The sequence below is a fragment of the Planktothrix prolifica NIVA-CYA 540 genome, assembly GCF_963864145.1.
Classification (GTDB): domain Bacteria; phylum Cyanobacteriota; class Cyanobacteriia; order Cyanobacteriales; family Microcoleaceae; genus Planktothrix; species Planktothrix agardhii.
Genome location: NZ_CAWLTW010000001.1, coordinates 1,923,379 through 1,934,984, shown reverse-complemented (window position 1 = coordinate 1,934,984; position 11,606 = coordinate 1,923,379). Strand labels below are relative to the sequence as shown.

Genomic DNA, 11,606 nt, shown 5'->3' with positions numbered 1-11,606 from the left:
AGGGAACAGGGAACAGGGAGGAAAAGACTTCACCGTCTAGCTTTGCTGCATCACTCTTTGTCCTAATAGGTCTGGCGACTGCTATAAGTACCTGAACAAAATTAATTACACATCCTCTACCCTGTTCCCTCCCCCCCTAGCCCCCCGTGCACGGGGGGTTTGGGGGGCTGTTCCCTCTCTCAACTAGGTAATTTATTTTGTGCAACTACTTAATATATTCAATCCTAGAATTAAGTTAAACCTAAATATCCTATGTACCCAACTAATTCTCAAATTGAATTTAAGCAAATTCAGCATCTTGATCACCCCGATTTTGAAAGCGCGATCGCACTTTATGAACAAACATTCCCATCTCCAGAACAAATTCCGATACCTTGGATACGGGAAGGAGTTTTAACTCAAAAAACTCAACTCTGGTTGGGTTATTTTCAACAAGAATTAGCTTTAATATCAATTTTATATCCCCTTCCTGATTCCAATTTTATCTTATTAGCTTATTTAGCAACAGTCCCCCATTTGAGAAATATTAAAATCGGTTCTCAATTTTTAAATTATCTGATAGATTTAGTTAAAAAAGAGTCAAAAACCTTAGTCTTAGAAGTTGAACATCCTGATTTTGGAGATAATCGAGAATTAAAGCAGCGTAGAATTGCTTTTTATAAACGGTTGGGTGCAAAAGAATTACAAGATATTATTTATATTTTTCCTGCTTTAGATGGAACTAAAACTACAGAAATGATCTTGATGATTATTGATAATAATAATTCAGAAAATATCCAAAAAAAGGTTATTCAAAAGTTAGTTAGAGAGTTATATATAGAAGTTTATCATCTGCATCCCGATCAACCTATTTTTAATTGGATTGAGGATATTCAGGATAATATTGCTTTGATTTGACACTCGACAGAGAGAATCCACACTGTGCAGGAATCCGAGGAGTTTTAAATTAATGGACACAAGTGGACTCGAACCACCGACCCCCACGATGTCAACGTGGTGCTCTAACCAACTGAGCTATGCGTCCGACAATTTATTAATGTAGCACAACCACCCAGATCATGCAAGCTTTTTCCAGATCTTTTTTTCTGCGTGGGTAATCACAAGAGCAGATGGGTTTTAGCTGGTCGCTTATATGAAAACGGTCTAAAGCCATCTAACCCAGTTTTTAGTTTGTCTATTTGCTCTAATTTAAGTGGATAATTAATCGTTAAATAGCGATTGATTAAAGGGGTTGATGAAAATTTTTGACGAAAGAAAACTCCACCCCCCCCATCTATTTCAACGAGTTTCCAATCAATTAATTTCCCTAACGAGTAGGGAGGTGGAGATATTGAGACGGAAAGCTACAGCCTAATCCAGTTTCCAATCAATTAATTTCCCTAACGAGTAGGGAGTTGGGGTGTTGAAATTAACTGGCATAAAGTCTTCAAGTTTCCAATCAATTAATTTCCCTAACGAGTAGGGAGCAAATCGTGAAGCCCACTGAACTGCCAGAAGGCGAATAGTTTCCAATCAATTAATTTCCCTAACGAGTAGGGAGGTCTATCAAACGTTAAAAAAGTCATGGATATGATGGTGTTTCCAATCAATTAATTTCCCTAACGAGTAGGGAGAGGGGAATCAATCATGTCTAATGAATCACGACAAATGAAGGTTTCCAATCAATTAATTTCCCTAACGAGTAGGGAGATAAAACAAATCAATTCTCCTGACTCCCTTATTTTTGGGTTTCCAATCAATTAATTTCCCTAACGAGTAGGGAGAAGCACAAATGAATAAAATCCTGAGTGATGCCAGAGCGTCCCTTGTTTCCAATCAATTAATTTCCCTAACGAGTAGGGAGTAGAAAACGTTGATTGTTTTATCCAAGAAGCTTTTCCTGAATATGAGTTTCCAATCAATTAATTTCCCTAACGAGTAGGGAGTTCCTTACCAAATGGACTTGAAAGATTCACCCCTTGATGAGTTTCCAATCAATTAATTTCCCTAACGAGTAGGGAGCAGCATGGGGATGTTCAAAAAAAGACGCAATCAAGCGCAGTTTCCAATCAATTAATTTCCCTAACGAGTAGGGAGAAAAAACAATAAGTGGATGAACGCCTACAAAGCCCTGAAGTTTCCAATCAATTAATTTCCCTAACGAGTAGGGAGCAACGGAATTTTAACATACCAACTGGGGGCTACAAAGTTTCCAATCAATTAATTTCCCTAACGAGTAGGGAGTGTACTCCTGCCTCGGCTTCTGCCAACCAAGCTCTCGTTTCCAATCAATTAATTTCCCTAACGAGTAGGGAGGAGTTAATTCTAATTCTACTGACTACGATACGATGTGGGAACGTTTCCAATCAATTAATTTCCCTAACGAGTAGGGAGTCCTCCCATTTTAAACCCATACGTCATCGGTTGTCCAGATCAGGTTTGCGAGGCTCAGAAATTTCATCGGCTGAAACAACATTTTACTCCTTAATCAAAACCCTAGAACCCATACCCAGAGGGATAGCGAGGCTACCAACAACAGAATCAGCATTACAGCGATTCTACCTGAGCCTCGCAGAAAAGATCAAATAATTATTGAACTCGGATACTCAGTAATCTCTGGCCCCTGACCCCAAGTTTCCACACTTCCCCAGGTATGGCGGGAAAGGGGATAAAACCGCAGGTTATCTTCAGCTAAATTCACCCCAATAAGTTCGCCACTTTGCGACGACGTTTATGGCAGGGAATATCATAGGCAATAATATAGAATAACATCAGCGATCAAGTAATTGTTGATAAAAAATTAACAATTCTTGAGCGAGTGCCCTATTGGTGTATTGGGTCATGGCTCTTTGATAACCTTTTTCTCTTAACTGTTTTGCTAATTCTGGATTTGTCATTAACTGTTTTAAACTGTTTTGCAAGGCTTGATCATTTCCTTCTGGAAATATTAATCCGGTATCTGCAATAACATGGGGAATTTCACCGGAGTCGGAGCCAATGACGGGAACTTGACAGGCCATGGCTTCGATTAAAACATGACCAAATTGTTCTTTCCATCCGGCGGCGGTTAAGGTTTTAAATTTGTAGGTGGTTTCGGATGGTAAAACTAGGGTATTCATCAGGTTAATATAGCGTTGTACTTGATCATGGGGAACACTTTCTATTAATATTAATCGATCTTGAAATCCAAATTTTTCGGCTATTTCTAGGAGTTGCGATCGCAATTCTCCTCGACCTAATAATACCCATTTCCAAGGATATTCTTTTAATCCTGCTAAGGCTTTGGCTAAAGTTATTAATCCTTTTTCTTCAACAAAACGCCCCACAAATCCAACGACAAATTCATCGGGTTTAATCCCTAATTCGGCTTTTAATTCCGGTTGAGGTTCGGGTTTAAATAATTGTTCATCAATGCCTAATTGGGGCATAACTTCAATGGGTTTATTATATCCTTTTTCGCATAAAATATCTTTGCCATCTTGATTTCCCACCACAATTCCATCGGTATATTTGAGGTTATATCCTTCTAGGAGAGAAACGGGAAATTTTAAATCATAAGGCAAATTCCACCAAGTAAAAAAGATGTTTTTTGCTTTTAAACCTAAAAGATGATTTAAGGTGATAAATTGACTATAGGTTAGGGCTTTAGAACCCTGTTCCACTTGAATAATATCGGGTTTAAAGGTTTTTAGCAGAGAAACTAAATCCCAACCAAAGGTAAGTAAACCTTGATTATTTTGACTAAAATTATAAATAGGAACTACTTTAAAGTTCCCTTCATCTAAATATTGGGATTCAATAATTTTATTTTGAACTCCTCCGGGTCGCCAACGTTTAGGGACAACTATTGTTACTTCTATATTGGGTTGTAAACGGGCTAAAGCTCTAAATTTTTCTCGGTTTAAGTCAACAATATAGGTGTGGCTGGCTACTATAATTTTCATAGGTTTTTTGCATTTTTAATGTTATTATTGTTGTTGGGCTTGTTGTTGGGCTTGTTGTTGGGCTTGTTGTTGGGCTTTAGCCCCTCTTATAAGATTTGCGCTTAAGCAGACAAACTATTAAACATTTTACTGTTGTTGGGCTTTAGCCCCTCTTATAAGATTTGCGCTTAAGCAGACAAACTATTAAACATTTTACTGTTGTTGGGCTTTAGCCCCTCTTATAAGATTTGCGCTTAAGCGCAACAACGGGTTAAGGGTCTTGTTGGGTGTAGATTTGTCCTTGATCCCAAAGGGAGGTGATCCAGGTTCCTAGGGCTTTAATTAAGCCTAATTTATAGAAGAATAAACGACTAATAATTTTGAGGGGAGAACCACTTTTATTGCAGGGAGGATGTCCTAAAACGTGACAATCAAATAGTTTAGCAAAAAAGCGGAAACATTGACCCGGAGTTAGGTTTTTTAACCCCATAAAGAAGTGATTATGGTAGAAGGTAATCTGATATTGTACAGAACGGGTACTCATATCATGACAGCCTCCGGCTTCTTCTCCTAGATGAATTAAATGGGCTTCTGGATCATACCAAATAATATAACCTGTTTGTCTTATTCTTAAACAAAAATCCGATTCTTCTCGCACTGCACTACCTTTAAATCGTTCATCAAAGGTTAAACCAAATTGTTCAAAAATTTCTCGCCGGAAGGACATATTACATCCTCTGGCAGAAATAACTTGTTGGGGTTTAATCGTATGAACTAAATCAAGATGATACCAAGCAATACCAGGATCTTGAGCTTCGGGAGGTAAGTTTTCAATGGTTAATCCTCCGCCAGAATCACTTAATTTCATCCGATCAAAAACTCGTCCCGCAACGGCTCCAATTTTCTCTGGTGCGGAGGTTTCTCCTGGGATATAATTACGAGCATGGGCCATTAAAAATCCTTCGGGAAGTTGCACATCATCATCAATAAATAATAGAATATCTCCTTGAGAACGTCGAACAGCATAATTTCTGGCACCTGGTAAACTTGCCCATTCTAAACGATACCATTTAATTTTTCCAGCTTGGGTTAACTGTTCTAAATAGGTTTGGGTTTCGGGTTCATGGGTTGGGGTTTGATCGACGACTAAAATCTCAAAATTTGGATAGGTTTGTTGTAATACTTCTGCTAAGGTTTCCCGTAATACTTGTTCACGGTTATAGGTGGGAATGATTACAGAAATTAGCGGTAAATTCATAAGTTTTTTTTCTAAAATGAAGGTTTTAATCTCTTTCAAATTGTTTTTCTGATCAATTTTTCTAAATGAATAAATCCTATTAAATAGATACTGAGTAAGATGCTAATTCCGATGATGGAAATTATAATTTTTAGATAGGGATTTATGCTTAGAGAATGATTGAAAACAGGAAGAATAACAAAGAAAAGTGGCTGATGAATCAGATAAATCTGATAAGAATAAATTCCCATTAATGATAACAGGGTTAATCCATAGAATAAATATCCTTTGTATTGTTTTAACCATTCAAACAACCTGTAACATCCTAAAAACATTAGGGGAGTAAAGAGGATATCAAATCCTAGCATATAAACAATATCAACTTTCGTCAAGGCTAGATAAATATATAAAATTAATCCTAGGCCAAAGGCGAGGGCTGAATAGGTGAAATCATGAGTTCTAAAGCGATTTTGATTTCGATAGTAAATAATTCCCCAATATAGTCCTATGCTATATTGAAAAAAGTAACTTAGAAATATATTATTTCCCAAGAAAAAGCCAAACCATTTAGATTGAGCTTCTAACAAATAAAAACCAAAAATTTTGGTAATAATTCCAATAATAATTCCTAGAATTAAAATTAATTTTGGTCTACTTTTACAACTTAAAAAAATTAAAGGTGTGAGCAGATACAATTGTAAAATAACAGTAAAAAACCAAAATCCCGGGTTGATTGATTGCCATTGATAACCTGCTAACCCGAGGAAACTGAGAATAAATTCAAGAGAAGATTTAATCCTGTATTGATATCCGAAAATAAAATATAGCAATAAACTACAAACGACAGCTAAAAAGTAAGTGGGATAAATTCTATCTAATCGTTTCAGGAGCCAAGATTTCCAGTTTGTGGTAATTTCCGGTAAATTATACTTTTGAGCCGCAGCAGCGAGAATATAGCTGGTGTTAAATCCTGCCATTATAAAAAAGATATCAACGGCTGCATAACCAATTTTTGCGCCATTTCGACCTAAGATAGAAACCAAAGGAAGTTTGTCGGGATAATTCTGAAAAAAGTGAAAGAAAATAATTCCTAGAATCGCTAAACCTTTAGTTTGATCAATCCAATCTAAACGCTGTTTTTGAGATGGATTTACTGTACTAGACATGAAAAGATATCCTCATTTATATTTCTGGATCTAGTTCACCTGCTTCGATCAATTTTTTGCGTTCTTCCCGATCAATTTCGGGTAGTTTAAACAGTACCCCGGCAAAATACCAATAATAAACCGTAACCGGATCAACATCTAGGGGGTAATAATAGGTATTGTAGCTAATGATTAACACAAAAACCCAAAAACTAGCGCCAAAACTGCGTAAATTTTTATCTTTAACGGAACGATAGGATTTAAACCCAATCACGACCATGGTAGTAACTAAATAGAGAAAACCTCCGACTCCAATTGGCCCAATTTCAAAAATTAGTTTGGGATAGTAGGTTTCAATTAAAGCGGTTTTCCCAAAAATCCGAGCGGCATTTGTGGCTCGTCCCACTCCTTTTCCTAAAATCCCTTTTTGCCCTCCGCTACTTTGTCCAAACTGTTCTGAGATGAAATCGCTGGGGGGGGAAGCATTCCAACGACCGACAAAGCTATCGACTCGTTCTTGTAAAAATGCCGGGCTGGCTGCCATTGCAATTCCTAATATTAAACCAAGTCCGGCGAGGATGGGAAGAAATCGTTTTAAGTTGGCAACTTGTCCAGTTAAAACTAATAGAATAATTGTCACGACTGGAACCAACGCTAAGGCAATTCGTTGACCGGAAATTACAGCATTTACAAATACCAGTGCCATTCCGACTAAACCTGTCATTCGCCAGAGGGGAGAAGGGTCACTAAAAGCACTCGCAAAGGTAAAAAAGGCATTAGCAATTAAAAACCAAGCCCATTGCCAAGGTGCGACAAAGGTTCCGGGTAAACGAATCATATTTTGAGAGGGACTAAAAACTAAAGACCCGCCCACTAAACATTTAGCATCCAGAGTGGCTTTGAATAAATCATCTCCGACTAAATGATCGGTTCCTTTGCAACGGCCACTGGCCAGCATTTGATATTGAATGACTCCTAAAACACAACAAATTATGGCTAAAACCAGGGTTAAACGAGTTAAAAATAATAGTTCTTTTTTGCCTTTAATTTGATAGTAGGCACAGGTAATTAAGGGCAGGTATCCAATAAATGATTTTAACCCCATTAGTCCGAGTAAAATCGGTTTGTCGCCACCTTCGGGTTTTAGTTGTTGTAATCCATTTACTAATAATAAAGTTAAACCACAAATGGCGAGAAGTACCATCAAAGGTTGCTTTAATGCTTTGGGAACAATCATCGGCATTCGCTTGCTTTTCCATTCCTTATATTTGGCAAATAAGGCGGGAAAATAAAAGCCATCTTTAGCTAGTTGAAAAATCGGGCTGCCGCCACCAATCCAGTAGGTGACTGTGCCACTAAATGGTAAATAAATTAAAAACCCCCATAATGCCATGTCAGGGTAAAGATAGGATAGGCCTACAATTAAAATTCCTCCTCCCCCGGCGATCGCTAATTTCGGGCCAGCAACAACAAATAAAATCGCGCCAATAACGGCAGCAGCAGCAATAATTCCTGACGATGAAGATATAACTTTCTTAATCGCTTTTGACCGTTGCTTTTGGCGAAGTTTTATTTCTGTTTTACTTAAAGTTGGTTTCTTAGATTTCGACTTTTTTTTAGTGGTTTTTCGCTTTTTTTTAGCTTTTGTAACCATGGGAACAGGGCGTGAATTTAGCCCCATTATAGATCAAGTTTTAAGGGGCTGTTAAAAAAAAGATAAATAAATCGCTGGGAGATAGGGATTCAATTGAACCTTTTCTCGCCAGCGATAAATCATTTATTTAAAATAATATCAACTGTTAAACGGCTAAATATTGCTGAACTACTGATACTAACTGTTCTGCCCAATAGTCAGCTAAATCAGCACCTTCAGCTTCTACCATTACCCGAATTAAAGGTTCTGTTCCCGACGCCCTAACTAAAATTCGACCCCGATCTCCCATGGCTTTTTCTGCGGTTTCAATAGCTTTAACAATAGGTTCACAGTGTTTCCAATTGCGCCGTTTATGAACGTCCTCAACCCGGATATTTTTTAACAGTTGGGGATAGGTTTGAAAACTATTATTAACTAATTCTGCTAAAGACTGACCGGAACTTTTAACTAATGTGGCCAAATGTAAGGCCGTCATTAACCCATCCCCACTAATTCCATAATGGTGACAGAGAATATGTCCCGACTGTTCACCCCCTAACATCGCCCCCGTCCGTTTCATTTCCGCGTGAACGTGCTGGTCGCCTACGGGAGTCCGAATCATTTTACCCCCGAACTGTTTCCAAGCCCGTTCAAAACCCAGATTGGCCATTACCGTTGAAATAATTAAATTTTCCGGTAATTGTCCCGCTTTGCTGAGGGTTTGGCCCCAAAAATATAGAATATAATCCCCGTCTACCGTCCGACCTTGGCCATCGACGGCCAAAACCCGATCTGCATCCCCATCAAAGGCAAATCCGAGATCGGCATTGTGTTCCAAAACCGTCTGTTGTAGGGCTTGTAGATGGGTAGAACCACAATTTACATTGATTTGATGGCCATTGGGTTGATCATGGAGACAAATCACCTCCGCCCCCATTTCTGTAAAGACTTGGGCCGCCAAGGGAACTGCCGCCCCCCATGCCAAATCTAAAACCACCCGCATCCCTTGTAAATTCGTGACTGGGAGTAATGGCCTATGCAGAGATTGGGCATAATTTCTAATCAGTTCTGGCCGATAATAGTGTTGGCCACAGTCGCTATAAACAATCGGAAAATCGGAATTTCCTCTAATTCCCGCCTCTATTTGCCCTTGTAAGGCGGTGGATAATTTTGTACCATCTTTTCCAAAAAACTTAATTCCGTTGTCTTCCGGGGGGTTGTGGCTGGCGGAAATCATCACTCCACCAATAGCCTCGGAGGTTAGGGTTAAATAGGAAACTCCAGGGGTGGGACAGACCCCAATATGCCAAACTTCCAACCCCGCAGCAATTAATCCGGCGGAGAGGGCCATGGCTAACATATTGCCGGAGGTACGGGTATCTTGGCCTAATATGACTGGGCCAGGATGGTGGGCTTGCTGTCGGAGAACTTGGCCCGCCCAGAACCCCACTTGTAAAGCCAGAGGCGCATTCAGGAGTCCGCCCACCCGTCCCCGGATACCATCGGTTCCAAATAGGGGGGTAGTGGGGAGTTCCCCAACTTGATCAATAAAGCCGAAATGGGATATGGTTCGAGGTTGGGCGGTGTTAGCTTCTTTTTGCGGGGAACTAAAGTTCTGAGTCCGAGCGGGTGTTGCGACCATAAAATTCACTCCTCTTAATATATATTCACACACTCAATGTGGAGCATAGCACGTCGGGAACATAGGTCAAATATCTTGACCAAGGTGATGTAAATTACGAGGGTGAAAATTGACTGATTTTATATTACCCGTTCTAGGTCTATTTTTTTAAGTTTAAATCAATTATGGAAAATCAATCCCTTGACAGGATGGCTCCAAAACAAGATACTTAAAAAACTTACTTTGCATCGGGTTATCTAAATTTTAACACGGTAATGAAAATAAAATCTTTTCCAAAAATATCTTTTTATTCAATTATTTTAATCGTAATTATTGCCCTAACTGGATTTATTGCTTATTCTAATATCCTGAATAGTTTTTTTCTCTCGGATGATTTTGTTTTAATTGCGCTATTGTCAAAATTAGGGCCTTTTGGGTTATGGTTTAATCAACAACATGGTCAATCGTTATTTTTTCGGCCTCTATTGGGATTAATTAGTTTTTTAGACTATAAAATCTGGGGTTTGAATCATTTTGGCTATCATTTGACAAATTTTGGCTTTCATTTAGCTAATTCTTTTTTAGTGGGAAGTATAGCATTTTTATTCAGTTTAAATTTAAGATTAGATTTAAAATTAAAACGGTTTATTCCCTATTTTGCTGGATTTATTTTTCTATTATTACCTTCCCATTCCGAAGCCGTTTCTTGGATTTCCGCCCGAACAGACGTTATCGCCACTTTTTTCGCCTTACTATCCTTTTCCATCTATTTAATACCAATTAATTATCCTAACCTGACTCCTTCCAGTTCCCCCCCTTACCAACCAGGAACTAAAACTCCTTCCAATTCCCCCCATTACCAAGGGGGGGTTAGGGGGGTAAAACCCTTATCTCCTTAACTGCTTTTTTAGCCGCCTTATTATGTAAAGAATCTATTGTTAGTTTTCCAGGTTTAATTATAGCCTATGAACTCTATCAATATTCGCAAGCAAAGCCCAAAACCATCAAAAAACCTTTAATTAATTGTTTACTATATATAGCAGTTTTGGGATTTTATTTTGTTTGGCGATATCTAAAATTAGGAACCTTAGTTGGAGGTTATGGAGAAGGCATTCATCTTAAATTTAATCCTATACAAATTTTATATAACTTAATTATTTATCCAACACGAAGCGTTTTAACTGGACAATTCAACTCTGGTTTGACATTCTGGATTTTAGCATTTATTGGCTTAGTTTTAATATCCATATTTGCTCTAATTTTAAGTTATTATAAACATCAACTAAAATCTCAAATTCCTCAAACCTTACTTTTAATTATTGTAGGATTTTGGATTTGTGTGTTACCCGCGATTAATGTTTCCGTCTCTCCCTTTGATAGTCAAGGAGAACGTTATTTATATTGGGCTTCAAGTTTTATGTCTATTTATATAGCATTAATTATCACAATTTTGGTCAGTAATTTTCAACTCTGTTTAATCCTATCCTCAATTATATTAGTTAGTTTAGGATTATCCCTGCATTCAGTTAACCAAAACTGGAAATTCGCTGGAGAACTCTCCCAAAGTTTATTAACCAGTATGCAAAAAACACCCATAGAATCCCCGATTATTACCAGTGTTCCTGATAACTTTAGAGGAGCTTATCTATACAGAACCGGATTAATTCAAGGACTCCATCTTTTTGACCTTGATAATCGTTTTAACGTTCAATTTGAGCAGAAATCAACGGATAAACCCTTTGAAACCGTGAGATTTTATACCAACAATATTTTATTGGTAATAATGAATACCCTACGAGAACCCACCGATAAAATTACTATTAATACCCTAAAACCGAATCAATATCAATTTCAATTATCCAATCCCCAAACCCTATTTTTTCCCACCCCCAAAAATACATTAGTCACTAAAGACTATCAAGTTAGTGATGTACAACCCCAAAGCTACACCCTAACCCTCAACAATCCTAACCGTTTTCAGGATTTATTATTGTATTCGTCGGGGGAGTTTGTTAAATTATCCGATTAATCTTGTATTATAGAAACAATTTATCAAACGATAATATTA

At 37.9% G+C, this 11,606-nt stretch carries 9 protein-coding genes, 1 tRNA gene and 1 CRISPR repeat array; of the genes, 3 read left to right on the top strand and 7 right to left on the bottom strand.

Annotated elements, in window-relative coordinates; genetic code table 11:
* Positions 1–252: 252 nt before the first annotated feature.
* Positions 253–897 carry an N-acetyltransferase gene (locus tag AC559H_RS08910; protein ID WP_026794346.1) on the top strand — a complete coding sequence of 215 codons (645 nt, stop codon included), beginning with the start codon at positions 253–255 and terminating at the stop codon, positions 895–897.
* Positions 898–950: 53 nt separating this feature from the next.
* On the opposite strand, the gene AC559H_RS08905 is transcribed toward AC559H_RS08910, so the two are convergent.
* The 7 genes from AC559H_RS08905 to glmM form a co-directional block, all read right to left on the bottom strand.
* A tRNA-Val gene (locus AC559H_RS08905) sits at positions 951–1,024 on the bottom strand.
* Positions 1,025–1,284: 260 nt separating this feature from the next.
* A CRISPR array of direct repeats spans positions 1,285–2,373; the repeat unit is 37 nt; unit sequence AGTTTCCAATCAATTAATTTCCCTAACGAGTAGGGAG.
* A 187-nt stretch (positions 2,374–2,560) separates the two neighbouring features.
* Positions 2,561–2,680, bottom strand: a complete 120-nt coding sequence (locus tag AC559H_RS08900) for a CRISPR-associated endonuclease Cas2 (protein ID WP_462138035.1) — start codon at positions 2,678–2,680, stop codon at positions 2,561–2,563.
* A 70-nt stretch (positions 2,681–2,750) separates the two neighbouring features.
* Positions 2,751–3,923: a hormogonium polysaccharide biosynthesis glycosyltransferase HpsO gene (hpsO, locus tag AC559H_RS08895; RefSeq protein ID WP_026794345.1), complete on the bottom strand. Its 1,173-nt coding sequence runs from the start codon at positions 3,921–3,923 to the stop codon at positions 2,751–2,753.
* Between the two features lie 250 nt (positions 3,924–4,173).
* Positions 4,174–5,160 (bottom strand): hormogonium polysaccharide biosynthesis glycosyltransferase HpsN, encoded by a 987-nt coding sequence (gene hpsN / locus AC559H_RS08890; RefSeq protein WP_026794344.1) that lies wholly within the window; start codon positions 5,158–5,160, stop codon positions 4,174–4,176.
* Positions 5,161–5,195: 35 nt separating this feature from the next.
* Complete coding sequence (locus AC559H_RS08885) at positions 5,196–6,305, bottom strand: acyltransferase family protein (protein ID WP_026789127.1); 1,110 nt, start codon at positions 6,303–6,305, stop codon at positions 5,196–5,198.
* A gap of 16 nt (positions 6,306–6,321) precedes the next feature.
* The gene (gene hpsL / locus AC559H_RS08880) at positions 6,322–7,938 is read right to left on the bottom strand and encodes a hormogonium polysaccharide biosynthesis protein HpsL (protein ID WP_026794343.1); all 1,617 of its coding nucleotides are present in this window, start codon (positions 7,936–7,938) and stop codon (positions 6,322–6,324) included.
* Between the two features lie 145 nt (positions 7,939–8,083).
* Positions 8,084–9,559 (bottom strand): phosphoglucosamine mutase, encoded by a 1,476-nt coding sequence (gene glmM, locus AC559H_RS08875; RefSeq protein ID WP_026798484.1) that lies wholly within the window; start codon positions 9,557–9,559, stop codon positions 8,084–8,086.
* A 254-nt stretch (positions 9,560–9,813) separates the two neighbouring features.
* Here glmM and AC559H_RS08870 point away from each other — a divergent pair, with 254 nt between their 5' ends.
* Entirely contained in the window at positions 9,814–10,437 is a 624-nt protein-coding gene (locus AC559H_RS08870) for a hypothetical protein (RefSeq protein ID WP_040957842.1), read from the top strand.
* A 146-nt stretch (positions 10,438–10,583) separates the two neighbouring features.
* Positions 10,584–11,567 carry a hypothetical protein gene (locus AC559H_RS08865; protein WP_052349587.1) on the top strand — a complete coding sequence of 328 codons (984 nt, stop codon included), beginning with the start codon at positions 10,584–10,586 and terminating at the stop codon, positions 11,565–11,567.
* Positions 11,568–11,606: the final 39 nt, after the last annotated feature.

Excerpts from the sequence above, each read along its gene's own strand:
- hpsL (WP_026794343.1), bottom strand. The coding sequence starts at position 7,938 with ATGGTTACAAAAGCTAAAAAAAAGCGAAAAACCACTAAAAAAAAGTCG.
- AC559H_RS08870 (WP_040957842.1), top strand. The coding sequence starts at position 9,814 with ATGAAAATAAAATCTTTTCCAAAAATATCTTTTTATTCAATTATTTTA.
- glmM (WP_026798484.1), bottom strand. The coding sequence starts at position 9,559 with ATGGTCGCAACACCCGCTCGGACTCAGAACTTTAGTTCCCCGCAAAAA.
- AC559H_RS08910 (WP_026794346.1), top strand. The coding sequence starts at position 253 with ATGTACCCAACTAATTCTCAAATTGAATTTAAGCAAATTCAGCATCTT.
- AC559H_RS08885 (WP_026789127.1), bottom strand. The coding sequence starts at position 6,305 with ATGTCTAGTACAGTAAATCCATCTCAAAAACAGCGTTTAGATTGGATT.
- hpsO (WP_026794345.1), bottom strand. The coding sequence starts at position 3,923 with ATGAAAATTATAGTAGCCAGCCACACCTATATTGTTGACTTAAACCGA.
- hpsN (WP_026794344.1), bottom strand. The coding sequence starts at position 5,160 with ATGAATTTACCGCTAATTTCTGTAATCATTCCCACCTATAACCGTGAA.